The sequence below is a fragment of the Persicitalea jodogahamensis genome (assembly GCF_014651615.1).
Lineage (GTDB): Bacteria > Bacteroidota > Bacteroidia > Cytophagales > Spirosomataceae > Persicitalea > Persicitalea jodogahamensis.
On the sequence record NZ_BMXF01000002.1, the window covers coordinates 616,610 to 643,589 of the forward strand.

22 protein-coding genes and 1 pseudogene are annotated in these 26,980 nt (G+C 50.4%); 9 read left to right on the forward strand and 14 right to left on the reverse strand.

Translation table 11 applies throughout. From position 1 onward, the window contains the following. Positions 1–135 precede the first annotated feature (135 nt). The 7 genes and pseudogenes from IE117_RS12760 to IE117_RS12785 all read right to left on the reverse strand — a co-directional run bounded on the left by IE117_RS12760 (position 136) and on the right by IE117_RS12785 (position 8,536). Complete coding sequence (locus IE117_RS12760) at positions 136–759, reverse strand: hypothetical protein (protein WP_189564798.1); 624 nt, start codon at positions 757–759, stop codon at positions 136–138. A 40-nt stretch (positions 760–799) separates the two neighbouring features. Further along, complete coding sequence (locus IE117_RS12765) at positions 800–3,547, reverse strand: PQQ-dependent sugar dehydrogenase (protein ID WP_229580822.1); 2,748 nt, start codon at positions 3,545–3,547, stop codon at positions 800–802. 51 nt (positions 3,548–3,598) lie between these two features. Further along, entirely contained in the window at positions 3,599–4,570 is a 972-nt protein-coding gene (egtD, locus tag IE117_RS12770; RefSeq protein WP_189564801.1) for an L-histidine N(alpha)-methyltransferase, read from the reverse strand. A gap of 101 nt (positions 4,571–4,671) precedes the next feature. Next, the gene (gene egtB / locus IE117_RS12775) at positions 4,672–5,871 is read right to left on the reverse strand and encodes an ergothioneine biosynthesis protein EgtB (RefSeq protein ID WP_189564803.1); all 1,200 of its coding nucleotides are present in this window, start codon (positions 5,869–5,871) and stop codon (positions 4,672–4,674) included. Positions 5,872–6,019: 148 nt separating this feature from the next. Then, positions 6,020–7,234, reverse strand: a complete 1,215-nt coding sequence (mraY, locus tag IE117_RS12780) for a phospho-N-acetylmuramoyl-pentapeptide-transferase (RefSeq protein ID WP_189564805.1) — start codon at positions 7,232–7,234, stop codon at positions 6,020–6,022. Positions 7,235–7,350: 116 nt separating this feature from the next. Further along, positions 7,351–7,585: pseudogene (locus IE117_RS26560) on the reverse strand (hypothetical protein); the annotation flags it as partial. Positions 7,586–7,858: 273 nt separating this feature from the next. Then, the gene (locus IE117_RS12785; RefSeq protein WP_189564807.1) at positions 7,859–8,536 is read right to left on the reverse strand and encodes an ABC transporter ATP-binding protein; all 678 of its coding nucleotides are present in this window, start codon (positions 8,534–8,536) and stop codon (positions 7,859–7,861) included. Between the two features lie 124 nt (positions 8,537–8,660). Between IE117_RS12785 and IE117_RS12790 the strand changes: the two genes are divergently transcribed. Continuing rightward, positions 8,661–9,020 carry a four helix bundle protein gene (locus IE117_RS12790; protein ID WP_189564808.1) on the forward strand — a complete coding sequence of 120 codons (360 nt, stop codon included), beginning with the start codon at positions 8,661–8,663 and terminating at the stop codon, positions 9,018–9,020. Positions 9,021–9,138: 118 nt separating this feature from the next. Here the strand turns inward: IE117_RS12790 and IE117_RS12795 are convergent, their stop codons facing one another. Then, a complete protein-coding gene (locus IE117_RS12795) occupies positions 9,139–10,386 on the reverse strand; it encodes an efflux RND transporter periplasmic adaptor subunit (RefSeq protein ID WP_189565369.1) in 1,248 nt (415 codons plus the stop codon). A gap of 449 nt (positions 10,387–10,835) precedes the next feature. Between IE117_RS12795 and IE117_RS12800 the strand changes: the two genes are divergently transcribed. From IE117_RS12800 to IE117_RS12815, 4 genes are all read left to right on the forward strand, one after another. Further along, entirely contained in the window at positions 10,836–12,182 is a 1,347-nt protein-coding gene (locus IE117_RS12800) for a sigma-54-dependent transcriptional regulator (RefSeq protein WP_189564809.1), read from the forward strand. 143 nt (positions 12,183–12,325) lie between these two features. Then, positions 12,326–13,660, forward strand: a complete 1,335-nt coding sequence (locus tag IE117_RS12805) for a sensor histidine kinase (protein ID WP_189564811.1) — start codon at positions 12,326–12,328, stop codon at positions 13,658–13,660. 120 nt (positions 13,661–13,780) lie between these two features. Then, a complete protein-coding gene (locus IE117_RS12810; protein WP_189564812.1) occupies positions 13,781–14,224 on the forward strand; it encodes a hypothetical protein in 444 nt (147 codons plus the stop codon). Between the two features lie 13 nt (positions 14,225–14,237). Next, positions 14,238–14,681 (forward strand): hypothetical protein, encoded by a 444-nt coding sequence (locus tag IE117_RS12815; protein WP_189564814.1) that lies wholly within the window; start codon positions 14,238–14,240, stop codon positions 14,679–14,681. 63 nt (positions 14,682–14,744) lie between these two features. Here IE117_RS12815 and IE117_RS12820 read toward each other — a convergent pair whose 3' ends face one another. After that, entirely contained in the window at positions 14,745–16,451 is a 1,707-nt protein-coding gene (locus IE117_RS12820; RefSeq protein WP_189564815.1) for an amino acid permease, read from the reverse strand. A 231-nt stretch (positions 16,452–16,682) separates the two neighbouring features. Here IE117_RS12820 and IE117_RS12825 point away from each other — a divergent pair, with 231 nt between their 5' ends. After that, entirely contained in the window at positions 16,683–17,405 is a 723-nt protein-coding gene (locus IE117_RS12825; protein ID WP_229580824.1) for an alpha/beta hydrolase, read from the forward strand. Positions 17,406–17,448: 43 nt separating this feature from the next. On the opposite strand, the gene IE117_RS12830 is transcribed toward IE117_RS12825, so the two are convergent. The 3 genes from IE117_RS12830 to IE117_RS12840 form a co-directional block, all read right to left on the reverse strand. Then, the gene (locus tag IE117_RS12830) at positions 17,449–18,696 is read right to left on the reverse strand and encodes an MFS transporter (RefSeq protein WP_189564817.1); all 1,248 of its coding nucleotides are present in this window, start codon (positions 18,694–18,696) and stop codon (positions 17,449–17,451) included. A gap of 120 nt (positions 18,697–18,816) precedes the next feature. Beyond that, positions 18,817–19,419 (reverse strand): hypothetical protein, encoded by a 603-nt coding sequence (locus IE117_RS12835; protein WP_189564819.1) that lies wholly within the window; start codon positions 19,417–19,419, stop codon positions 18,817–18,819. Between the two features lie 241 nt (positions 19,420–19,660). Continuing rightward, entirely contained in the window at positions 19,661–20,419 is a 759-nt protein-coding gene (locus tag IE117_RS12840) for a 3-keto-disaccharide hydrolase (protein WP_189564820.1), read from the reverse strand. Between the two features lie 145 nt (positions 20,420–20,564). On the opposite strand from IE117_RS12840, the gene IE117_RS12845 reads away from it, so the two are divergent. Next, positions 20,565–22,424, forward strand: coding sequence for a 3-keto-alpha-glucoside-1,2-lyase-like domain-containing protein (locus tag IE117_RS12845; protein ID WP_229580826.1), 1,860 nt, complete (start codon positions 20,565–20,567; stop codon positions 22,422–22,424). A gap of 92 nt (positions 22,425–22,516) precedes the next feature. Then, on the forward strand, positions 22,517–24,466 hold the full coding sequence (locus IE117_RS12850; protein ID WP_189564822.1) for a c-type cytochrome: 1,950 nt from the start codon (positions 22,517–22,519) through the stop codon (positions 24,464–24,466). Positions 24,467–24,582: 116 nt separating this feature from the next. Here the strand turns inward: IE117_RS12850 and IE117_RS12855 are convergent, their stop codons facing one another. Then, positions 24,583–25,098 carry a PRC-barrel domain-containing protein gene (locus tag IE117_RS12855; RefSeq protein WP_189564824.1) on the reverse strand — a complete coding sequence of 172 codons (516 nt, stop codon included), beginning with the start codon at positions 25,096–25,098 and terminating at the stop codon, positions 24,583–24,585. A 21-nt stretch (positions 25,099–25,119) separates the two neighbouring features. Then, positions 25,120–25,704 (reverse strand): hypothetical protein, encoded by a 585-nt coding sequence (locus IE117_RS12860; RefSeq protein WP_189564826.1) that lies wholly within the window; start codon positions 25,702–25,704, stop codon positions 25,120–25,122. 181 nt (positions 25,705–25,885) lie between these two features. On the opposite strand from IE117_RS12860, the gene IE117_RS12865 reads away from it, so the two are divergent. Continuing rightward, a complete protein-coding gene (locus tag IE117_RS12865; RefSeq protein ID WP_189564828.1) occupies positions 25,886–26,965 on the forward strand; it encodes a hypothetical protein in 1,080 nt (359 codons plus the stop codon). Positions 26,966–26,980: the final 15 nt, after the last annotated feature.

The window sequence follows — 26,980 nt, forward strand, 5'->3', positions numbered from 1 at the left end:
TGAACAAACATTCGTTTTCCGCATCAATATTTGTGATGAAAATCCACTTCTTCGCCAAGCGCCAAAACGCTACCTCTATTTCCTGCTAGCTCCAACTACTAAAAAGCAGACAATACATCAATCACTACGATACCATTAAAAGAACCGCCGCTTGCCCATCGGAATGGTATTGCTCAGGGTGAGCGAGGTGATGTCGGGGTTGAAAGGCATAGTGACCATGTGTTCGACTGATATTTTCAGATCGCCAAAGACAACGCCAAAGTGCGGTGCAACGGTGAAGAAGATGTCGCGGTCGCGGCGACGAAAGTAGTAGGTGTCGTCTGTCAACGCATTGCGGGCCTCTAATTTGCCAATATAAGTAGCTCCGGCAGCCACGCCGATGAAGAAGCGGGCCGAGCCTCCGCCGCTGAAGTAGAAGTCGGCCATGGGCATCGCAAAAGGGGTGAACTTGCTCTGCAACTGGCTGTTGGACTCCACATCGAAGAATTTGGGCCGGAAGACACCGCCTAATTTCAGCCCTACGTTGATATGCGGAGATACGATAAACTGCGGGGTAAAAAACACTTGCCATCCCAGCCGGGTATCCTTTAAAAAGGCTGGACTGACGGTGTATGCGGCCCCTGCCTTCGAAGCCACCACGCCCAACCCGATTTCCATGTAGCCAAGGCGCTCGTCCTGGTAAGGTCTGGTGAATTCTTGAGCCAATGCATGGGTACTCATACCCAATAGGATAAGCAAGGGGAAGTAGATTTTACGCATAATGTGTGAGGGAACGTTTCGGTAAAAAATTAGATAAAAATTATAATCCGAATCTAACCCAATCCAATGTCCCGGTGGTCGTATCGCCGTTGTCTTCCTTACGGGTAAAGACAAAGTACAGGTCCTGGCGTATTGTAGTTGTCTCTACCGGAACGGTAGACTCGGCGAACTTATTGGTACCTGAGGCAGGAGAAAACTTCAAAGCACTCAGTACCTTACCCGTGGAGGAACCGCTGCGAACTTCTACTTTCAAACCATCGTCTGGTACCGAATATCGGAACGTCAAAGTCTTGATGTTTTTCAGATCAATGTCCTTCATCACAAAGACCGCGCCATTTTTTAGATTCGACAATCCGCTCCGCTCTTTTTTCAACAAATACAAACTGTCCAGCTGTTCAACCTCCACCTGCGCCGGACGCAGCCAGAGCGATGTATAATTAGTCAAAGGATCGATGCCACCGCCACCGCCGTCGGTGTAGGAAGCTGTGAGCTGATACAGGCCGGGTTTGCTCTCCTGAGTGTGTTCCTGCAACACCTTGGAGCCTTGGGGAGGCAAGGAAGTTTGTGCTTCGCCGATGGCCAGCACGTATTTCACGATTTCGGTGGCTTCCTCCTTGGAAAGCTGTGGGTGGGCGTTCATGGCCATGTCGCCCCAAACACCGCCACCGCCCGTGATGACTTTATTGGCCAAGCGCGCCAATGCGCCCGGATCAGTGCGGTACTTGTTGGAAACATCGGTGAACGCAGGTCCGACCGACTTTTGATTGATCTGGTGGCAAGCCTTGCAGTCGCTTTTTTCCAAAAGCTCTTTGCCCAAATCCATATTCTCTGCCGTTTCCTGGTGTCCGATCAGTGCCGCCTGATTGGCGAGTTGCGGAATGAACTTGAATTTGACATTGGTGCGCTTCGGATCAATGGATTTATCTTCTTTATCGGTTACTTTTACCGAATACGCAAACTGTTCATTATCAAAATAGAATGAACGATTATTCGGCGTTTCGATAGCCAGTTGTGGCAGGGTGTTGCCCACCCGAATCAGCAGCGTGTCGGAACTGCTGGCTCCGGACGGATCGGTCGCTTTCAAGATGACGGGATGAATGCCGTTTTTACCAAAAGTAAATGTGACGGTGCCTCCATTGGAAGTCACAGTATTATTGCCAAATTTCCACTGATATGTCACCGGATCTTTATCCAGGTCATAGCTCTTTTTGGTACCGAAAGTCACTTTCATAGGAGCGGTGCCGAGCGAGTCTGTGGCCGAAATAATCGCTACCGGAGCACGATTCCCGGCATTGTAGTCGATGCGCACCAGTCGGGCGTCAGCATTGTCGATGCCATAAACCGACCCGTATTCAAGGGCGTAGAGTGAGCCTTCGGGACCGAACGTCATGTCGATGGGGCGCCGAAAGTCACCCGTGGCGGGCATGAACTGCGCCATGCCCCGGTAGTTCTGGTTATCGTCCAGGTCCACCGCAAACACCCAGTTGCGCATCCACTCGGTGATAAACAGCTTTTTGTCAAAATATTGAGGAAATTTCGTTTCCGATTTCAGGCTGGGATCAAAGTTGTAAACAGGGCCGATGATCGCACTGCGCCCACCTTTTCCTAGTTCGGGAAACTCTGCCGACTCGTCGTAAGGGTACCAGATCAGCGCCTTCTGTGCGGGCGGCAGGTTTTTTATTCCAGTGTTGTTGGGCGAATCATTGACCGGATGGGCGGGATCGAAGATTGGGCCCACTTTCTCGGTGGCAAAATCAACATCATGATATGCCTTGTTGTCGCCGATGAAGTAAGGCCAGCCAAAGTTGCCCGCTTTCCTGGCCTGATTGAATTCGTCGTAGCCTTTCGGGCCTTCCTCACCCTCCTTCCCGCTATCCGGACCTATTTCACCCCAATACAGGATACCCGTCTTTGGGTCCACCGTGATGCGGTAAGGGTTGCGGCAACCCATGACATAAATTTCCGGGCGTGTCCCGGCGGTACCTTTAGCAAACAGATTCCCATCGGGAATCGAAATAGTACCATCAGCTTCCGGATGAACGCGCAGAATCGCGCCGCGCAGATCGTTGGCGTTGCCAGCGGCCCGCTGGTCATCGAACTGCTCACGTCCGGGTCGTTCGTCGATGGGTGTAAAGCCTTTGGAAGCGAATGGACTCGTGTTGTCGCCTACCGAAATGTACAGGTTGCCATCCGGCCCGAAAGCCAGCGAACCACCCGTGTGGCGGCTGATTTCATAGTCGATCGGAATCTCAAGCAGTACTTTTTCCGAAGCTACATCCAGTGTGTTATCATCCCGCAGCATAAAGCGCGACACGTGTTGCTTGGGTGTGTCGGAAATGGGGGTATTATAAAAATAGATATAGTGGTTCTTGGCAAAATCAGGGTCCAGTGCCAGGCCGATCAGTCCATTGCCGTATTTGGTTTCCCAGAATACCGGAAACTCGCGGATAAGCTTCGTTTGCCGCGACGCAGGGTCATACACGTAGAAATTACCTTTCCGCTCAGTGAAGAATACCCGCCCATCGGGCGCCACGGCCAGCTCCATCGGCTCGTTCAGGTCGTTGGAGAGGACGGTTTTGGTGAATCGGTTTTCTTCAGGTACAGCGGGTGATTGCGCGAGTGCTGAAAGCCCGGAAACCATCAGGCAGCAGGTAGTTAGAAACAGTTTTGGAATTCGGAAAAAAGAAAGAGAAGGCATGGGAGAATCAGATTCAGGATATACAGCGACTTCAAAAGCCATAATTTTAACGAGCAAAACTACGATCTCTTGTAAAACGGCTAATTGCATGACTTGTTTGCGCCGTACTTTCCCCTAAAAACGGATTCCCAAATCACATACTTAATCGCACTGCCACAAGCTGTCGGTAAAATAATGCTGGCTGTCAAAGAAATTTCGCTCCACGACAAAGCCGCTTTCTGCCGCCAGCGCGTCGATTTCCGTCAGGGTGTACTTTTTGGAAAGCTCGGTATGTATCAGTTCGTTTTTCTGAAAATGCACTGATTGATTCAGGGATTTGAAATAGACATCCTGTTCCGAAAGACTTACCAACATGCTTCGCACCTCCCCGTTGCGGGGATTGTAGAAACTATAAAAATCAAATTGGTCCAAGAAGAAATCCGCCCCCAACTCGCGATTCATGCGGGTAAGCAGATTCAGGTTGAAAGCCCGCGTGACACCCGCGGCGTCGTCATAAGCTTCCTGGATTATCCTCGGATTTTTACGTAGATCGAACCCTGTCAAAAGGCGACCATCCGCCTGCATAACATTACGAATCATGCGCAGCAGGTTAATTGCCCCGTCCTTTTCATAATTACCGATATTTCCACCCAGAAACAAGTACAGATTTGGTCGCCCGTCTGAATCCAGGTTGTTAAGTACCTCAAAATAATCGCCCACCAGCGTCTTTACTTTCAGGCCGGGCAGGGTTTCCGCCAGTTTGCCTTCCAATTGCTGCATGGCTTCGCCCGAAATATCGATGGGCATGTAGGTGAAATCAGCCTGCTGCCCGACCAGGTACTTGAGCAATTCCTTCGTTTTTAAACCATCGCCGGCCCCGAGTTCGATAATATTGAACGGCTTGCGGTAGGGTAATGCGGCGGCTATATCGGCGGGCTGTCGGGTCAGGATCTCCATTTCGGCCCGGGTTGGGTAGTATTCCGGCAGCTCCATGATTTGCTGAAATATCCGGCTACCTGCATCATCGTAAAAGTACTTGGAAGACAAACTTTTCGGGACGGCCGAAAGGCCTTCGCGCACATCTGTGGCAAACGGAGATTCTTTTATGGATGGTGGTGGGAAAGTGGTGGACAAGGTCAGTGTATGGTTAGAGTTTAGGTAGTTGATTGGGGCCACTGCTACTGGTTAAGTGTTTAGCTTTCACTTTTGGACTTCGCCATTTTGCACTAAAAAACTCAGCGTACCAGCCTAACCCCCATGCACTGCCATTGCAGGTGCGGGTGAAAAAAATTACGGTAGGTAATGCGGCTGTGGCCGGGCGAGGTGGCAGTGGAGCCGCCGCGAAGTACCATCTGGTTGATCATGAATTTTCCGTTGTACTCTCCAATGGCACCGGGCGCTTTGCTGAATCGAGGATAGGGGAGGTACGCGCTGTGCGTCCACTCCCAGCGCTGTCCCCACGCCAATTGTGGCGCGGCAGCTTCCCACTCGAATTCTGTTGGGAGTCGCATTCCTTTCCAGGCCGCGAAGGCGGATGCTTCGAAGAAATTGACGTGACAGAGTACCGAATCAGGGTTGACTTTCTGCAGTCCGCCCAGCGTGTAAGTATGCCAAACGCCATCGATTTGGTGCCAGTAAAGCGGGGCTTGTGCTGCCCCGGCATTGACCCATTGCCAGCCTTCGTCAAGCCAGAGGTCGAAGTTTTGGTAGCCACCATCCTGGATGAATTCCAGATACTCGCCATTGGTGACAAGCGCCCTGTTTATTTCAAATCCCTCCAAGTATGCCTTATGACGGCCCAGTTCATTGTCGTAATGAAAATCTCCATCCTGAAAGCCTATTTCGTAAACCCCTTCCGGTACGGAGATCCAGCCTGATTCTTCATTCTTCACCTCGGTGAGTGAAAAATCCTTTTTGTAGACCGGAAATATGGGATTGTGGCCGAAAATATATTTAAGATCCGTGATGAGCAGTTCCTGATGCTGCTGCTCGTGGTTAAGCCCCAGAATGATGAGTTCTTCCAATTCGGGAGTAAGGTTCTCAGCCATGAGCTGGCGCATGGCTTCATTGACATGCGCGCGATATCTGTAGACTTCCTTCACACCCGGACGGGTGATATTGCCTCGGTCAGTACGGATCACACGGCTGCCCATGTGATTGTAGTAGCTATTGAAAAGGTAGCTGAAATCAGAGTGGTAGCGCTGGTAGTTTTTAAGGTATTTTACCAAAATAAACTCCTCGAAGAACCAACTGGTGTGCGCCAAATGCCACTTCGGCGGGCTGACAAAATCGACGGGCTGGGGAATGTAGTCTTCCAGCTGAAGCGGCTCGCAGAGGTCTTCGGTGTACTGCCGCACTACTTCGTAACTGGCGGGAGTGTCGCGGTGCTGGGTGGTGTCGGACGAGTGTTCGAGGGTTTCGGTTTCCGGGAGCATGGCGGTTTGAAAAGGTTTTTTTCAAGGGGCAGAACAATAAAGTCATGCCAGCCATAGGCAAACACCATATGAGAAGAAGATGTTCAGGAAGGATAACGCACGGAATACAGTCGGTGAAAAACCCGGCCATCCGGTTGGTTTTATCGCATCACCTCAGTTTCAGCGTCACCAGAGCCAGTATGGCAAGCATAATGCCCACGATCCAAAAGCGGGTCACGATCTTTGACTCGTGATAGCCTTTTTTCTGGAAATGGTGGTGCAGTGGCGACATGAGAAAAATGCGCCGGCCTTCGCCAAAGCGCTTTTTGGTGTATTTGAAATAACTCACCTGAAGAATCACCGATAAGCTCTCGGCCAGAAATACTCCGCACAGAATGGGAATCAGTAGTTCTTTGCGAATGGCCAGCGAGATGACCGCGATGACACCGCCGAGCATCAAACTACCCGTGTCGCCCATGAAAACCTGCGCCGGATAAGTGTTGTACCATAAGAATCCGACGCAGGCCCCGATGAGTGCAGCACAAAAAATGACCAACTCACCGGAGTTGGGGATGTACATGATGTTGAGATACTGGGCGAATTTAACGTTACCCGACAGGTAGGCCAGCACCCCCAGCGTGAGGACGATAATCCCCGAGGTGCCAGCGGCCAGACCGTCGATGCCGTCGGTAATGTTGGCCCCATTGGAGACGGCCGTGATGATGAAAATGGCCACAATCGTATAGATGATCCAGGTGTATTCGTCGGGCAACCAGCCAAACAGTAGAGAGCTGTAATCGAATTCATTGTTTTTCAGGAACGGCACGTTGGTTATCATCGGATTGACGATGTCGCGGTAGCGCTGTACCTCGCCCAGGGTGGAGCTCAACAACGGCTGGTCGTAAATCCTGATCTTGACGTGTTGATTGAAGGAAAGGGTCAGGCCCACGATGATACCCAAGCCCACTTGCCCGATGATTTTAAAACGCCCCGCCAGGCCCTCTTTATTATTCCTGAATTTCTTAATGTAGTCGTCGATAAAGCCGATCAGACCCGTCCAGACAGCCGTGATGATAAGCAGGACAATGTAAACGTTGGTCAGATTGGCAAAGAGAAGTACCGGGATAAGCAGCGATGCCAGGATAATGAAGCCGCCCATCGTTGGTGTCCCTTTTTTTTCCATTTGTCCCTCCAACCCCAGATCGCGGATGCTTTCGCCAACTTGCTTGTAGCGCAGGAAATTGATGATTTTTTTGCCGTAAACTGCCCCGATTATCAGCGATAAAATAGTGCAGCTCAGGGCCCGAAAGGAAAGGTACTGGAAAACGCCCGCACCGGGAAAGTTAAATTGTTTGTCGAGGTACTCGAACAAATAGTAAAGCATGAAAGGGGAAAGAATCGTTGAACGTCGGCTAAAAGTAGCGGAAATTCCCGAAACTTGGCTGCTCGCTCAATCTAAATTATCTCCCTGGGTGCACCGGAACACGAAGGAACCAATGACTACTCCGACCCAAGGCTCTCGACCGGATTCATCAGTGCCGCTTTCACGCTCTGAAAAGCTATCAGGAATAGCGTAGTGCCTACGGCCAGCCCTCTCGTAAGGGCGAAGACTCCTCATTCAGGAAATGTCAGTCGATAAAAATCAAAACCAGTTTCAAGAAATCTTAGGAAGCAACGTAACGATGCTGGCGACGCTCGCATCAAGTACCTTGCGAACGTCGATTTCTTTAATGCGGTACCCCTAGATGGCTGGTCCGAACAGACTGAGGCAGGCAATAAAAAGGCCAACAGAGAAGCAGGCGTGGCACCCTTCCCGTATTGTTGTCTGCTGATCGCACCGCTTATCGACGCCACAAAGTGCACGGCTTTTCCTACGCCAGGCCCGAAAGTACCCAGCCATACAGTCGGCCCCTTATCGGTTCGTTCGCTTACGGACACCAGAACTTGCCCGGTACTTTCAAACTACACCGTGAAAACTCTCGCACACTCCACCAATTTCGGATCGCTATTAGATGTGCACCTTCTCGGTCACTACTTTTCCGTCAAACAGATTCACCGTCCGGTGGGCAAATCCAGCGTCGTAGGGGGAGTGGGTCACCATGATGATCGTTGTGCCGGCCTCATTGAGCTGCTTCAGTAGGTTCATTACTTCCTCGCCGTTCTTGGAGTCGAGGTTACCCGTCGGCTCATCCGCCAGGATGATCTTGGGGGTGGCTACCACGGCGCGGGCGATAGCCGTGCGTTGCTGTTGTCCGCCCGAAAGCTGTTGCGGGAAGTGGTTGCGGCGGTGCATCATGCTCATGCGTTCGAGGGCCGCCTCGACGCGCTGCTTGCGCTCGTCGGCGGGCGTGTTGAGGTAGAGCAGCGGCAGTTCCACATTTTCATACACCGTGAGTTCGTCGATCAGGTTAAAGCTCTGAAACACGAACCCGATGTTACCCTTACGGATCTGCGCCCGCTGCCGCTCCGACATATCCGCCACTTCGGTTTCATAAAATTGGTAAGAGCCTTCGCTGGGGTTATCGAGCAAACCCAGGATATTCAGCAAGGTGGATTTGCCGCAGCCCGAGGGCCCCATGATGGCAACAAACTCGCCATCCTTAATTTCCAGGTCAATGCCGTTGAGGGCGGTTGTTTCCACTTCTTCGGTTGAAAATACTTTCTGAAGGTTTTTAATATCAAGCATAATCTTTCAAGGAGAACGGATAAGAGGATGAAGGGAGGAAAGGAATTTGTCGAGAGTAGGTAGAACGCGCCCGCCCACTTTTATTCCTTTATACTTTGTGCCGCTTACTCCGACGGTTATTTATATGAATAAAATTGAAAAGTTTGAAGACTTAGTCGTTTGGCAGGAGAGTTTATCTCTAGCCATGCGCGTATACAAGGAGCTGGAGGATTGCAAGAATTTCGGGTTAAGAGACCAAATGCAACGCTGTTCCGTATCCGTTCCATCCAATATTGCTGAGGGATTTGAGCGGTATTCAAATAAAGAATTTATACGCTTTCTGAGAATTGCCAAAGGCTCGGCTGGAGAACTCCGCACCCAACTACATATCGCTGTTGGTATCGGATTGATCGATGCAACACTGGGTGATGAACTTCTTAACAAGACTCGCTTGGTTTCTTCCATGATTCATAGTTTGATAAAAGTGAGGTTGGAGAAGTTTTAATTTTGAAGGAGAAAATAAAGAAATTGTTGCATGATAGGATAGGCTTTTCTGGAAAAGAATCGCACGAGGATGGCCGTGCCCTTTCCTCCTTTTCTCCCTCCTCCTCTTCTCCCAAAAACTAGAACTCAAGCACTTCGTTATCCCCGAAGTTTTCATAGGAACTGGTGATGACTTTCTCACCGGGTTGCAGGCCTTCAAGTACTTCGTAGAACTCCGGATTCTTGCGGCCTAGGGTGATGTTTCGCTTGGTGGCGCGGTTGCCCTCTTTTTCTACCACATATACCCAGTTGCCGCCTGTGTCGGAGAAAAAGCCGCCGACTGGAAGCAGCGTCGCTTTCGAAGGTTGGCCAAGCTGAAGGCGGATGGGGGCCGACTGTCCGCGCTTGATTCGCTCCGGCGCGCCTTTCGTAAAACGCATATCCACTTCAAACCGGCCGCTACGGACCTCAGGATAAATTTTCACGATTTCCAGGCCATATGGCTGTCCATCGAAGTCCATACTACCCGCCAGTCCTACAAAAATCCGGGAAATGTAGTGCTCGTCCACATCCACGCGCATCTTGAAACCGTCAAGGTCGTCGATCTGGCCTATGTTTTGTCCCTGATTGATGTTGGAGCCGACTTCCACATTCATGGAAGAAAGCAAACCCCGTACCGGAGCCTTCACCACCAGGTTGTCCAGCGTCTGCCGCCAGAGCGCCACGTTTTTCTGGGTATTGGCCAAAGTACCTTCCAATTGCGAAATCTGCATCTTGGCGTTTTCTTCTTGGTACTTCTGTGATTCTATTTCGATGTCGCGCTGCTGCACGAGGCGTTCGTAGTCGCGTTTGGTTTTGAGGTAGTCGGCTTCGGGGATTACCTTGTCGCGGTAAAGCTGCTCATTTCGCTGGTGAGCGTCTTTGGCCTGGGCAATCTGGAAATCGAGTTCACTCAGGGCCTTCTGCAGGTTAAACCGTTCCACCCGCAACCGCTGCCGGGTATTTTGCAGGTCGTTCACCAGGCGGCTGGCCTCCGTTTCCGATTGCAGGAAATTAAGCTTCAGACTCTGATTTTCGAGTCTCAAAAGTACCTCGCCTTCCTTCACCATATTGCCACCTTCTACCATTTTCTGGGTTACGTAGCCCCCCACAATGGCATCAAGCTGGATTGTTTTGAGCGGCTGCACGACGCCCGTCACCACGATGAATTCGTCAAATTCGCCCTGGCTGACGGTAGAAATGGTTACCTTGTCCTTGTCAGCGTTGAACTTGGAGCGCTTATCGGCCCAAATCAGTTGGTATAGGATGAACGCCACTAATAGAGTGCCCGCCACTACGTAGCCGATACGTTTTGAATTCCAGAATTTTTTCTTTTTCCCCTTATCCATGCCTGACTGGCTTAGGGCAGTATCGGGCATTTTGCCAAAGGGAGATGGTTTTAAATCGGTGGCCATTTATTTAGTGGAAATTTGGGACGGGGCAACCCGTGCTGTTAAAAGTTGATGGTGATCGTCATTCCGATGACTCTCTTGCCAATACATGTTCAATCCTTATGCCAGAAGAATGGGAGTGGGGTAATTTATTGATATTCAGACAATACAATGTTTTCGCCACTTTCTTCACTGTTCATTATCGGACACCCTTGTCCGGCAGCGGACAGTTGGCACAAAAGCGCGTTTTTCTAACTCTTTCTTTGTTAATACCTTAACGAGAGCCATTTTTAGCGGCATATTTGTTGTAAGATGCTAGCCTGGAAGATAACAACAGGCTCCAAAAATCAAGGTACTTTGTGCCATTGCTGCTTCTACCCTTACCACCCAAGCTACCCAATATCCAAATGCAACTCTCCGAAACCAAATTGCTCATAGTCGATGATGACGTAGATGTGCTCAGTGCCGCCAAACTGCTGTTAAAGCGTCATCTCAAACAAGTCGATATTGAGAAGAATCCTGAAAAAATACCATTTTTACTTAACAATGGCGAGTATGATTGCATACTGCTCGACATGAATTTTACGCGCGACGTCAGCAGTGGACGCGAAGGCTTTCAGTGGCTCGACCGTATCCTGGACCATTCGCCTAAAATGACAGTCATCATGGTCACGGCCTACGGGGATGTGGAAATGGCGGTGCGGGCCATCAAGGCGGGTGCCACCGATTTCGTGCTGAAGCCCTGGGAAAATGACAAGTTGCTCGCGACGCTAAAAAAGGCCCTGAGCGGCAAAAGTACCGACGGGGAAATGGTGGAAACAGTGGCAGCTAAAGCGTCCAAAAACAACCTGGTCGCTCAGAGTGAATCGATGCGATACGTACTTGATACCGCCGAGCGCGTTGCACCCACCGATGCCAATGTGTTGATCTTGGGCGATAACGGTACGGGTAAAACTCAACTGGCCAAGTACATCCACGACCTCTCGCAACGCAGCCAAAAGCCTTTTGTCTGCGTGGATTTGGGGGCTTTGAGTGAAAATCTCTTTGAAAGCGAATTGTTCGGCCACGTGAAGGGCGCCTTCACCGACGCCCGCGACGACCGTCCCGGACGCTTTGAAGAAGCACAGGGCGGCACCATTTTCCTGGACGAAATCGGCAACCTGCCGCTGGCATTGCAGTCGAAACTATTGACGGTGATTCAGGAGCGACAGGTAACGCGCGTGGGTTCCAATCGCCCGGTAACCGTGGATGTCAGATTGTTGTGCGCGACGAACCGCGATATTGACAAAATGGTATCACAAAACGAATTCCGGCAGGACTTACTTTACCGCATCAATACCATCGAACTTGAACTGCCGCCCCTCCGCGAACGCCCCGATGACATCGCCCCACTGGCGGAATACTACCTGAAAGAATTCAGGAAAAAATACAACCGCCCGGTCACGTCGATCAGTACGCCGCTCCTTAAAAAAATGCAATTGTACGATTGGCCCGGTAACATCCGTGAATTGCAACACGCCATCGAGCGGGCCGTGATTCTCTCGCAGGAAAAAATTCTGCAACCCGACGACATGTTCCTGAAAAACGTCAGCCCGGATGCTGCTTCTGCCACAGCCTACGACCTGGAAGACATGGAGAAAACCATGATTCTCAAAGCCCTCAAGCGTTTCAACGGCAACATTACCGACACCGCCCGCGAGCTGGGCCTGAGCCGGGCGGCCCTATACAGGCGATTAGAGAAGTATGGGCTTTAATCGGGCTCCAACGGTTAAAAGGTCAAACGGCGTTCCTGCGCGGCTCCTGGCTATACAAACTTACTGACTTTGCATACAAAACTCCTTTCCTTTAACCTTTTAACCCTTAACCGTTTGGCCTAAAACCAAACGTTACCAATAAATTGAAACATTTCTCCATAGGTATTCTTTGGCGGGTTCTGTTGCTGGTGCTGGCCGGGCTGGGGTTGGGGTATCTGGTGTCCCGGACGCCGCCTAACTGGATGCTGGTGATGATGATGCTGGTCGTAGTTTTCTTTTTGGGAAACGGGCTTTATACCTACGTCACTTCGTTTAACCGCAAGTTTGTGCGCTTCCTGGAATCGGTACGGTACTCCGATTTTACGATCAAGTTCCGGGCCGATAACGTCATGGGAGATACTTTCCAGGAGCTGAATCAGCAGTTCAACGAGGTACTTATGGCTTTCCGCCAAGCGCGAGCCGAGAAGGAGGCTAACTTACAGTACCTCAATGCTATTGTGCAGCATATTGGTACAGGGTTGATCACTTTCGACTCGGCTGGTGGCGTCAATCTGGTGAATAATGCCTCTTTGCGAATGTTGGATATATATCGACTGCGGCAAATGTCGGATTTGCAGGAAACGCACCCGCGCCTTTTTGAAATGCTGTCGCACCTGGAAACGGGCGTACGCGAGTTGTACATTTCGCCGCAGGATCAGCCATTGGCGGTGCAGGGAACTACCATCCAGATGCGCGGTACCTGGGTACGCATCGTAGCTTTACAAAACATCGGCACCGAACTACAACAAAAAGAGGTAGAAGCCTGGCAAAACCTTACCCGGGTACTTCGCCATGAAATCATGAATTCCATGACGCCCATTGTCTCGCTGGTCGGGACGATGCGATTGATTGTCAACGAGGATATCGAACAAAATTCAGAAAACGAAGAAGCCGTCGGCGACTTGAAAGAAGCGCTCCAGACGCTCGAAAAACGTAGCCAGGGCATGATGAAGTTCGTCAATGCCTACCGAGATTTCACGACTTTGCCCAAGCCTAACATGAGGACGATCTCAGTCAAAGAACTCTTGCAAGATGTACTACAACTACTCCAAGCCGACCTTACTGCCGCCGGGGTACTTTCCAAAATGGAAGTACTTCCCGAGCAACTGACCGTAATGGCGGATGCCGACCAATTGCAGCAAGTACTTATCAATCTTGTCAAAAACGCCCTCGAAGCCTTCCGCGAGCAACCCGCCCCGCTCATCGAACTTCAGGCCTATTCCACCGATAACCAAAAGGTGACGATCAACGTCCGCGACAACGGCTTCGGCATCGAACCCGAGGCATTGGAAAAGATTTTTATTCCTTTCTACACGACCAAAAAAACGGGGTCGGGCATAGGGTTGAGTCTGTCTCGCCAAATCCTGCAACAGCATAATGGCCAACTGGTTGTCAACTCCGAAGTGAACGCAGGAACGGTTTTTTCGTTGGTTTTATAAGGAAACTTAAGACCTGACGAGATAGTGTAAAGATATTCTGAAAATAATTTTCTTGCTCGCGTTCCAACCATCTTGCTTCCCATCGGGTCTTTTCTTAAACCCTTAAAAAAGTAAAAGGCTATGAAGTACCTCGCTTCCTTGTTAATTACTGTCGGAATGCTAGTCTCCTGTAAATCCGATGAGATAGGGCCGGAACCAGACGATTATACTGTGAAGTATCAGAAAAGCATCTCCATAGAAAAGTATTCAATGACTTTTATTGGATTAGAAGATAGTAGATGTCCTGCGAATGTCTTCTGCTTCACAGGAGGAAGTGTGCAAATAGATTTGAAATTTACTTCAACCAAAAGTGATTTGCCTGGCAAGCAGTTACGACTGTGCCAAGGTGATTGCCTTAAATTAAGGGATAATGGATCAAAAACTCCAGAAACCGGATCAGTTGTTCTGGATGGTACGACATATCTTATGACTGTATTGGAAGTCAACCCGTACCCGGCTACATCTGAAGCGGCTAAACAGAAGGAGAAGTATGAGGTCAAACTAATGATACAAACATTACCATAAATTCAAACTAGCCATGAAATACGCCACCATCTTACTAGGAGCCGCCCTTGCGCTCTTCTCCTGCAAATCCGACTCCATCGAAGCCAAACTCAGCGACAAGACGCTGAAATACCAGGAAGTACTCAACCTCACGGGCGGCAGCCTGACTTTTGCTGACATTGAGGACAGCCGTTGTCCCGAAGACGTGCAGTGCGTCCGGGCGGGGGAGGCCATCGTGACGCTGCAAACCCGCGCTGTGACGACGACTAACGAACCACAAATCGTAAAAATGTGCCTGGGCGATTGTATGTCGCTTTATCCGAAAGGAGGCTTCCGGGAAGCCGACACGGCCAATATCAGCCTGGATGGCACAAAGTACCGACTGATCCTCACCGAAGTGAATCCTTATCCTAACACAACTAAGCCAGTGGAGAAAAAGGATTATAACATCAAACTTGATGTGGAGCAGAATCCGTAAGCTCGTGAATCAAAAAGAAAGCCGCATCGCTGCGGCTTTCTTTTTTCAGAACCTCCCCATGAACTATACTTCCTCGGTTTGCGCCAGCTTGCTTTTCTTATACCCGTAGGTAAAATAAATCACCAGCCCGATGACCAGCCAGATCACAAAAATCAACCAGTTGGACGAGCCTAGTTCGGTCATCAGGTACAGGTTAGTTAGGATACCCATCACGGGCAGGATTGAGAAATTGTATTTGTAGCTCATCACCGACAGGGCGATCCAGGTAATCCAGAAGATAATGGTCAGGATTTTGTGTTCAAAAATGTACGAAATCGAAGCCGTTCGCCACTCTCCGAGTACATCCTGACCATAAATGAAAAGTAAAACTATGGCTACGATCAACCCCAGCCCTACCAGATATTTCCCGTTCAGGTAAGGCACCCGAAATTTGGACTGCTCGGAAATGCCCGAATAATCGAGGTATAGCACTCCGCCGCAGACGAGAATAAAGGCGAAGAAAGTACCTACGCTGGTAAGGTCCACGAAGAAATCCATCTCGAAAAATAGCGCCGGAATGCCTACAACCAGCCCCGTGATGATTGTGGCAAAGGAAGGCGTGTGATACTTGGGATGAATTTTGGAAAAGCGCTTCCATAGCAGCCCGTCGCGGCTCATTGTCATCCAGATCCGTGGTTGGCCGAGTTGGTACACCAGCAGTGCACTCGTGATGGCAATTACTGAACTCACCGAAATAACGCCCGCCATGAAATTCATATCGATGCGTTGGAAGACGAACGCCAGTGGGTCGTTCACGTTTAGTTCGGTGTAGTTGACCATGCCCGTAAGTACCAGCGTAATAAGGACGTAAAGTACCGTGCATATCAGCAATGTATAAATCATCGCCTTGGGCATATCGCGCTGCGGATCTTTACATTCTTCGGCGGTGGTCGAGATGGAGTCGAAGCCGATAAAGGCGAAGAAAACCGCCGCTACGCCGCTAAGTACCCCTTTGACGCCGTTGGGAGCAAAGGGCGTCCAGTTGACTGGCTTTACATAAAATGCACCTACCCCAATGACCAGAAGTACCACCCCAACTTTCAGCACGACCATGATGTTACTCGCCGTGCGCGATTCCTTGATGCCGATATAGACGAGAGCCGTTACCAGCAGCGTGATAATCCCGGCGGGCAGGTTGAAGATAATGTGCCAATCACCGATCATTGGGGCATTCTGGTAAGCGAGTGCTACATTTTGCTCCGCAATATTAAGTGAGTCGATGCCCTCGGTTTGTAATTTGGTGAAAGCCTCGGCGGCGGTAATCGGATTGGTGGACAGCCAGGCCGGAAACTTTATCCCGAATCCTTCCAGCATACTCACGAAGTACTGCGACCAGGAAATGGCGACGACCATGTTGGAAACGGCGTATTCCAGAATCAACGCCCAGCCGATAATCCAGGCAAACAACTCGCCAAACGCTACATAGGCGTAGGTATAAGCACTTCCCGACACGGGTACGGTACTGGCAAACTGTGCGTAGGAAAGCGCGGTAAAAATGCAGGCGATGGCCGTGAAGACGAATAATAATGATACCGCCGGGCCACCGTTGAAGCTAGCCAGGCCGATGGTACTGAATATACCGGCTCCAATGATGGCCGCGATTCCCAGCGACACCAGGTCACGGACGCCGAGGGTTTTGACCAGGCCGCCCGATTCCATATCGGCTTTATGGGCTTCGCCCATGATTTGGGAAACTGTTTTCTTGCGAAAGAGGGAAGAATTTCGAGCCATGCAGAAAGAGGTTAGGCAGGTTGGATTTACAAAATAAGTGGCTAAAATAGCGATTATTCGTCAGGTTGGTCATGTCGTCATATGATATGTGGCCAGGGAGTAAGTGCTCAATCCAACCGTACAACCCCGGGATTCGGCCGCAGGTACAAGGGGGATTGATATCTCAACTGTTATTCTGTACCATGCGACTACGATAAAAGCCAAATTCACATAAATCCGAAATTTACTGGTATGAAATACTCAAAACGGAAAATATTCCGAACCGTCTGGGTCGTTTCTGGACTGAGCTTCATGGCATGGATGATCCTGTCCATGAGTGCAAAAGGAGTTGATGAGGAGATTTTCGAGAGTAACGCAGAAATCAGCGTAGATCAAATGGATGAGACGATTGCCTTCGCTCCAACCAAACCCTACGACAAGATAGTGATCTTCTTCCCCGGTGCGCTGGTAGACCCGGACGCTTACGCGCCACTTTGTCGCAAAATCGCCGAGGAAGGCAGCCGGGTACTTATCTGTAAAATGCCTTTTCGGCTTGCCACGAGAGGGTACAACGATATTAAGGAAACGGATATTCTGGACGATCCCACCAAACAGTACATATTGATGGGCCACTCGCAGGGCGCGAAAATGGCAGCGCAGTTTGTGTACGAAAATCCGGGCGTGATCGACAAGCTAATCTTGTTAGGTACGACTCATCCCAGAGACATCGATCTGTCAGGGGCAAAAATTCCGATTCTGAAAATTTCGGGTGCCAATGATGGTGTGGCCGATCTGGGAAAAGTCAACCGTAACAAACCCAAACTACCTTCATCTACAAAATACGTGACGATTGAAGGAGCCAACCACTCGCAGTTTGGGTATTATGGTTTTCAATTGGGTGACAGCAAGGCAACTATTTCACGCGACGAACAGCAAGCGCTGGTCTTGGAAAACGTATTGGCTTTTATCGAATAAGGCAAGTATGACTTACGTACGCACCAATGCAACTTCGTGCTAACTAACTCAGCCGTACCCCGAACAAATCCCGCGATCGTACGTAAATCCACGAAACTACCCCAATCGTGACCACGCCACCAATCAGCACCGAAGGTACCGTTCCCAGCAACTTGGCCCCCACGCCTGACTCGAAGGCCCCCAACTCATTGGATGAACTCACAAAAATCCCGTTGACTGCCGCCACGCGTCCCCGCATCTCGTCGGGCGGGTAAATTTGCAGGATGGTCTGCCTGATGATGACGCTCACGCTGTCGCAGGCACCCGTCATAAACAGCGCCAGGCTGGAAATCACAAAGGACTCTGAGAGGGCGAAAATAATGGTGAATAGTCCGAAGCCCGCCACGGAAATCAGCATGTTGCGCCAAGCCGTGTGCGTCGGCGGGTAGTAGGCCATAAAGAACATGGTGAGCAAAGCTCCCACCGCCGGGGCTGCCCGCAGAACGCCCAGCCCTTCCGGACCAACGTGCAGAATGTCTTCGGCAAATACGGGTAGAATGGCCACGACCCCGCCGAAAAGTACCGAGAATAAGTCGAGCGAAATGGCGTAAAGGACGATGCGCGTTTTGAAAACGAAGCGTAATCCCTCTTTCAGATTTTGCCAGATCGTGCCGGGATTGGTTGCCACCGGAACCGGCTTCTTGTCGATCATTGAAATCAAAAACAGACATACTACAAAGCAGCCGATCACGACCAATAATGTATTGGTCAGGCCGATGAGCACATAAAGGAATCCGGCAATACCGGGACCTGCTACCGAACCTGCCTGCCAGAACGAACTACTCCATGTGGACGAATTGTGATAGATGGCACGAGGAACCAGAAAAGGTTTCAGCGAAGAGGAGGACGGCGAGTAAAAGCCCTTGGCCGCGCCAATCAGGAAGAAAACCGAATAAATGAGCGCCAGCCTTCCCTGTAAGGTATAATGATCGAAAAAGCCGGGCTGAAAAATCAGGTACAGAATGATAGAAGCTACGATAATGACACCCAGGCTAATGCGCAGTACATTACGCTTGTCGAAGCGGTCGGCGACATAACCGCCGAAAAGCGACACCATCACAAACGGAACTACCTCGGCCAGCCCAATCAGTCCCAGCGATAGCGGGTCGTGGGTGAGTTTGTAGAGTTCGTAGCCCACGATAACTTCCTGCATAAGGAATCCCACTGTAAACAGGAAACTGTTGGCAATAAAAAACCGGAATTCCGGATAGCGTAAGGCGGCGTAGGGATCGTTGGGAGGCGGCTGGATCAATGAGTCAGCGGGGAGAGCCGCTTTGTTAATCAGTGAAAAGGCTTTTGGTATTCAGCCTGCAAAGTTAAAGTCCGCGATCCGAAGTTTTCCGAAAATTTTCACCAATAATCAGGTACTTCCTCAAAATTTTACCGGAAAGCCATAAGCGATGCTCAGGCCTGCAATATTGGTTCCGGGTTGCAGCCCCGATACGTACACTGCCGAAAAATCCATAAACTGGCCGTTGCCCAAAGTGAGCGTGTAACCAAAGCCTGGTTCTACACGAAAAGTACCTCGGATTGTTTTGGTTACAGCGAAGTCTCGGCCCAGACCCAAATCAGCGTGCAAGCCTTTGAGCACAGCGGGCAGGTAATAGCGTGCACCAACAATCACCGGTAAGACGACTCCCCTTGTCTCGGAGTACCGTATCCCCACTCGCTGCTCTATCCTGTTGAATCCCCAACCTGTAATAGGGTTATAGCCGTAGGCCAGTCCAGTAGAATTTAAGCCATAACTGAAGCCCGACATTTTATAAAGTTCCGTTCCAAATTTGGCTGTCAGTGCCAGGTTTGGCGCAACGGGATAATGAACACGGGCGTTAAAACCTGCGCCAAAATCCAAGGTAGTTTTGCCTACCCCACGCAGGGCGTCCATACCAGCAAAAACGATTGTTTTATCGCTTTGGGCAAGCGAGGGAGCAACAGAAGCGAAACCAAGGACAAGAATTGCGAGTAGCTTTTTCATGCGGGCAGATGTTTGGTGAATCAACATCTGCAAAGGTGCGGTCTGAGCTACTCGCAGTCAATACTTCATTTGTATGATATTTCGGCTTTCGGCTTTCGGCCTGTGGCCGAAGTACTTTAAAGCGTCATGATATGCGCCTGATGGTTCTGTGCGCAGTTGCGAATGGTATCATTATGTCCAGTTATGGGAGTAGTCGCCCGAAAAACTGAAAAGCGCCGAAAGCCGACCGCCAACTACCTGATCAAAGCTCCCGAATCCACACGTTTCGGAAGCCCGTCGTGTTGCCGTGATCCTGTAGCATCAGCGGCCCGCGTCCGTGGGGTTTCACCGTCGGGCGGCCAATGTAGTCGGTATGTCCCTGGATGGCCGTGTGATTCTGGATCAGGACGCCATTGTGAAAGACTGTGATGTAGGGCGGAATCAGCATCATGCCGTCCTTATTGAAGCGGGGAGCGGTATAGGCTACATCATAAGTCTGCCACTCGCCGGGCTTCTTGGCGGCGTTCACAAGGGGCATGGTCTGCTTATAGATTGATCCCGCCTGGCCGTTTGAGTAAGTACGGTTGTTGTAGCTGTCAAGTACCTGCAACTCGTACAGCCCCTGCATGAATACTCCGCTGTTGCCGCGTCCCTGGCTATTGCCCTTTACCTCGGCGGGCGAGCGCCATTCGATGTGTAGCTGAAAATCACCAAAATCGCGCTTCGTCTGGATTCCCCCTTTGCCGGGGGCAGTGATAATGGCATTGTCGGCTACGTTCCAGCCCGCCGCGCCACCTTGGACAGACTCCCATTCATCGAGGTTACGGCCGTCGAACAGCACGATGGCGTCCGACGGAGGAGTAAATCCGGACACTGCCGCCGACGCAGCTCCGGGCGTAACGAGGCGCGGTTCCGGACTCCAGACCTCGCTGGATTCGGGAGTCATCTTCTTGGGTTGGAGCTGGGCCTGCGCCGGGAAAGCAGCCACCAGGGCCAGAATGGAAAAGAATACGTTCTTCATAAAATTTTTTAATAAATAAGGGCGAAACACCCGTTCAAAACAATAATATGGGCAGAAAAGCGGTTGAAATGGTGATTCTAACCGCCAAAAATGTCATTTTCCCGTCCATAAATCGTAATTTTCGGGTCTGAAAATTTATTAACCTATGCGTAAACCTTTTATGATAACTTTTAGAGCAACTCATTTTAAACGGCTGACTCTTGGTCTGCTGGTTATGGTCGGGCTACCGGCACTGGCCCAGACACCCATTCCTCTCAACGATCTTTCCGCTTTTACTAATAAGGCGGGCAACTGGAGCATCGTCGGTAATGCTTCGGTAGATATAACACAGCCCAATGTGCTGAATACCACGCCGGGGAAAGGCGTTTTGGCCTGTATTCACAAACAGGGTACTTACGGCCCCGATTACGAACTACTCACCAAGTTCGAACATGGCGACCTGGACATCGAGATGGACTATATGATGGCCAAAGGTTCCAATTCGGGCATCTATTTGCAGGGAAACTACGAAGTCCAGCTTTTCGATAGCTGGGGCAAGAAATCGGTGAATTACAGCGATAATGGTGGCATCTATCACCGCTGGGATGACGCCCAACCTGAGGGACAGAAAGGCTACGAAGGGTATTCGCCCCGTCTCAATGTGTCGAAGGCCCCCGGCCTCTGGCAGCATATCTCCATCTCATACCAGGCCCCGCGTTTCGACAAATCGGGTAAGAAAATCACAAACGCCGTGTTCTTGAAAGTAGAGCTGAACGGGATGACTATCCACGAAAATGTGGAAGTGAGCGGCCCCACGCGCGGCGCTTTGGGTAAGGACGTACCGATGGGCCCGCTCCGTATCCAGGGCGACCACGGTTCGCTGGCGATCAAGAATATCGTGATCAGCAACTTTGATAAAAAACCGGGAACGCTTTCAAATTTGCAGTACAAAACTTATTACGGCAACTACTCTCAGGATCTCGACCCCTCCACCCTGAAAGTGGATGGCTCCGGCAACGCCGAGGCCCTGACCTGGGATGTTTTGAAAAATAAGAACAACTATGTACTGACCTACACGGGTACCTACAATGCTCCCACTGCCGGTGACTATACCTTCCGGCTGCAGGCTTCGGGAAACAGTAAACTCAAAATTGACGGCAAGGAAGTACTGGGCGACGCCTGGAAGAACACCAATGAATTCCGTACGGCTACGACAAAACTCAGCGCAGGTAACCACAAAATGGAACTCTACGTCAACAAGCGCGACGGCTGGCTGCAACCCGTGTTGGGGCTTTGGGTAGCCGGGCCGGGCTTCCGCGAAGTGGCCTATCACAATCTCGGCTCCACTTTGGGTGGCAGCCCACCCGATCCGATTCTGGTAGATGCCGAAAACAGCAACACTGTGCTGCGCAGTTTTATGGATATCCGCCCAGCGCCGAACAAAAGGGAACGGGTCGTCCATGCCGTATCTGTCGGTAGTCCGTCGGGAATGCATTACACCTACGATATGGATAAAGGTGCTCTGTTTCAGGTTTGGCGCGGTGACTTCCTGGACGCTACACCAATGTGGAACAACCGTGGCGACGGTTCCTCCCGCCCGCGTGGCAGCGTGACTCTGCTGGGCGATGCGCCGCTGCTGGCCAAAACCACAGGAAACTGGCCCAGTGACACCACAGAAAGCAAGTACCGGCAAAAAGGCTATGAACTGGATGCTAACGACGTGCCGACTTTCCGCTACGAAGCCTATGGTACCACGGTTTCTGACCGTACCGCTGTGGTCGACGACGGCAGAAAATTCGAGCGGGAAATCAAACTGGGAAAACCCGTTAGCGGCCTGATGGCCCGCCTGGCAGAAGGTGATTCCATCGAAAAAGTTTCGGATAACCTTTACGCCGTAGATAACAAAAGCTACTACATCCAACTCGCCGATAACAGCGCCCAGCCCGAAATTAAAAAATCGGGCAGCGGCCAATCGCTGGTAATTCCGGTGGACAAAGGCGAGCTTAAATATTCCATCTTGTTTTAATTTGGAATTAGTGAATTTGGAATGGGGAATATTGCTTTCGCCAGCTATTCCATATTCCTATATTCACTAATTCCGACATTCCAAATTATCATATGCGACAATTCTTAAAAACCACCCTATTATTCCTGGTAAGCTGCACCTTCGCACTCGCCCAGGAAACACCTACTGAAGAGGATTATTACAAAATACTTACGCCGCCAATTCCCGAAGGCTTAATACTGGAAGTCGGTGGGCTGACGACCTTGCCCAATGGCTCTATCGCGATGGCCACCCGCCGGGGTGATGTGCTGATCATGGACAATCCGACGAGCAACAAGCCGTATTTCCGAAAGTTTGCCTCGGGACTGCACGAAATTCTGGGTTTGGCCTGGAAGGATGGGGCACTTTACTGCGCTCAGCGTGGTGAATTGACCAAACTGATCGACAAAAACGGAGATGGCAAAGCCGAGATTTACGAGACAGTTTATTCCTGGCCCGTGTCGGGACACTATCACGAGTATTCATTCGGACCTAAGATTGCGCCGGACGGCAGCTTCTTCGTGAGCGGGAATGTGGCCTTTGGCAACGAGGAATGGTGGCGGGGCGAAAGCCGCGTACCGGGCCGGGGGTGGATTTTCCGCATTACGCCCGACGGCAAGTACGAGCCTTACGCCACCGGTGTGCGTTCCCCGGCTGGTATCAGTATGATCGACGGCGAACTTTTCTATACCGATAACCAGGGCGACTGGATGGGATCGGGCGGAATCTGGAAAGTGGACAAAGGTGATTTTATGGGCCATCCCGCCGGGTTGAAATGGGCTGGTATGCCCAATTCTCCGGTTAAATTATCCGAAAAACAGTTTTTCTCCTTCATGGACAACCGCCAGGTGAAGGACAAAAACGGTCGTTACATCAAGCCCGAAAATATTGCCGACGAAAAAGACCCAAAGTTCCTTTATATGTTGAAGGAGAAGTTTCCTGAATCGGTAAAGCTACCCGCTGTGTGGCTGCCTTACGGTATCCATGGTATCTCTACTTCGGAAATTGTGAAGGATAACACCGATGGTAAGTTCGGGCCGTTTGCCGGCCAACTCTTCGTAGGCGACCAGGGACAAAGCAAAATCATGCGGGTCTTTCTGGAAAAAGTGAACGGTGAGTATCAGGGGGCGGCTTTCGACTTTCGGAGCAATTTCCAGTCTGGTGTATTGCGGATGACCTACGGTAAGGACGGTTCCATGTTCGTGGGTGAGACCAACCGGGGCTGGGGTTCGGCGGGTGACGCCAACCAGGGCTTGCAGCGGCTGGTCTGGAACGGCAAGATGCCCTTCGAGATGTATTCGGTTAAAGCCAAACCCGATGGGTTTGAAATAAACTTCACCATGCCTGTGGACCGTGCATCGGCCGAGAATCTTAATTCTTACGAAATCAGCAGCTTTATTTATAAGTACCATGCAGTGTATGGCAGCCCGCCTACCAACACCGAGAAAGTCGCGATCAAGGGCGTGAAGGTTTCGGACGATGGCAAGACCATCCGTATTGTGGCGGACGGACCATTGCGTCGTTACTATGTGCATCATCTGAATCTCAACGGTATCCGTGCCGCCGACAGCTATTACTCACTGGTGCATCCGTCGGCTTACTATACCCTGAACAATATTCCGGAGGGCGAAAAAATGAAAGTGTCGGAACTGAAAGGTACCCGCACGGGCGAGAAGCAGGCCTCTGCCGACATGAAGTCGACTATGGACTTGGTATCGCCTGATGGCAAGAATCAACCTGGGGCTGCGGCTTCGGTGGCATCGGTACCTACTTACGAAGAGATCAAGCCTCTTTTGCAGCGCAACACCTGTCTGGCCTGCCACGCTGCTGACAAGCGGGTAGTTGGCCCGGCTTATCAGGACGTTGCCAAACGGAAATATTCCAACGAGAAGATCGTAGACCTGATCTATAATCCCAAGCCTGAAAACTGGCCCGATTATACCACACCAATGGCTGCAATGCCACAAGTGCCAAAGGACGAGGCACTAAAAATAGCGGCCTGGATTAATTCGCTGGACAAGTAGTCACTTAGAGGTACTTTCAACGCAAAAGAGGGAAACCCGTAACGGGTTTCCCTCTTTTGCAATAAGAACGGCGTGATCACAAAGCCCAAAATAACTGGCTTCGCAAACCAACTCACCTATGCGGAATAAATGAACTCCTGGCGGTCATAAAAATCATCGTCGTCGGTCAGCGGCACGGCCAGTCCTTCGTCGTTGTCATTGACGTAAAGACGGTACAACTCCACTTCGTAATTGCGGTCGAAGTCAGCACCTTTCACGCGCCTGCTGGCTTTGGCAAAAGTGTCGTGGGTAATCTGGTTGGACATCACACTTTTGTTCTCATCGTCAAGCTGCACCATGCCGATCGGAACGATCAGATGGGTGTCTCCATCTTCATTAATGAATTCGTGCACCCCCTCACTGGCGGAGTCGCCTAGTTTTTCATGGCCTTTTTCAATAATGCTTTCATCCACTTCAACATCAATGTAAACTACCCGTTCAGCGCGTTTGCTGGCGAGCATTCCATCCACCTTGCCTACAATGCGTCCATCGGTATCTTTTACTTCCCATCCACGCGGATCGGTGTAGCCATCAGCCACCTTATAGTCGGACATGTCGTCCAGATAATGCAAATCCTTTTCTTTATCACTCATAATAATCTGATTTTAAGTTTTTCAATTCATTCTTCGCAATAGGCTCGCCGCTTCGTTGAAAAAACCCTTCACGGCTGGCTTTTGATCGAGGGTCAAAACGTCCGGATCGATCTTGTCGGCAGCGCTTACCACACTTTGGGCTTCGTTAGCCAACTGGGGAAATTTGGCCTCCTGCATTTTGTGGAGCGAACCGGCCAGTATCTCAGATGCCTTGCGAATGCTATTGGCATGGGTAGTTTCAAAGGGATCGACCTCTATCTTATTGGCGTATTCTCTAACCTGATCCAAATCGGCCGTTATATCATAGTCCGACTGGTCGGCAACAGCCTGTGCGGCAGCGGTGAGCTTCATTAGAGCTTCGTTGGTGAACTCATGATCTAGCCCCATCGGCTCGGTATCGTTATCCAGAAGCGCAATGTACTCCGCTACTGGGCCGGTTTCATTGGTAGTGACCATTTCGGTATTCTCCACCTCTTCCATTCCCATTCTGTCGTCGGTGTCCTGATCCCGGAGCGCAAACCAGTACACGAGAAATCCCAATAAAAGAAGTCCTAAAAGTATCCAGGGCCACACGGGCGGTTTCTTTTCTATTTTTATTTCAGCCATAATCGAATTTAGTTATACGAAAAATTTAAATTGGTTATATACAGGGGGTAAAAAACTGTACCAAAGGATTTGACAAAAAGTCATAGCTGAACACTTATTCCGCTCTTGTGTTTGTCTACGAAGGTTTTGCGATGTCATAATCCTATTTTTGCAAAAACTTACAAGGAGGCTGATCACCCTGATGCAAAAAGACTTAGTCGTTAAGAAACGAACCAGTACGAAGTCGCGGCTATTGAAGCGCTACGAAGAACTTCTTGAAAGAATTGAAGACATCCAGGCCAGTCGGAGAAATTTGGAAGAGGGATTGCGCGTGGCAATACCGCGCATCCAAAGCCAGATACGGCCACTGTTAACCGACCGCGACCACCTTATCCGGAAAAGGTTGTTTCGGTTGGACGAGCTAGCCGATGAGTTTGGTATCGGGAAACACGAGCGCGGATATTTTCAGGAATTCATGACTGAACAGGCGGCAGAGGTACTTGATCGCGTCGGATTCGGCGATATGGAGCTTGGGGAGCTGTTTGAAAAATACGCGGGCGAGCCTTTAAAATCTGATGCGAAGGTACTTGCTCCAATAGCACAACGGTTTCGCGATGAGTTTGGCATCGACATCGATGTACAGGAAATGCTGGATGTCGGCGTGGATAATTTTCTTAATGAACACGGCGAAGAAATACGCAAAAAGCAGGCTGAGAAGCAGGAAGCGAAGGACGCCGAAGATCTCAAAAACTTTGATCCAGCTGCGAAGCAAAAAGTGAGCAGACAGCAACGGGCAATGTTACAGGACGCTCGGGCAATCTATTTGAGGCTGGTGAAAAAGTACCATCCAGACCGCGAGACAGACGAAGCCGCCAGGATCCGGAAAACGGAACTCATCCAGCAAATTACCAGCGTTTATGAAGAAAGCGATTTTCTGACCTTGTTGAAATTACAGATCGAGCTGCTGGAGGAAGAAGAAATGGATGCGAAAACCTTGGCTGAGGATATGCTCAAACGATATACCAGAATTCTGCAAAAACAGCTTGATGAAATACAGCAGGAAGTCAGCTACCTGAAATTCACCAACAAATGGTTATTTGAAAATTTCTTTGGTTTCGACGGAAAGTTCAACGAGCGCAGGTTCAAGCGTTTCAGGAAGATGGTGCGGGAAGAAATAGAACGCACTCAAAGAGACCTTAACGACTCAAAGCAGCGCAGAGAGGGGTGGTTCAGAGATTGGATTAAGGGCATCAAGGCTTATCAGCAGGAGACGGCAGATTAAGGTTATCCTCTCGCA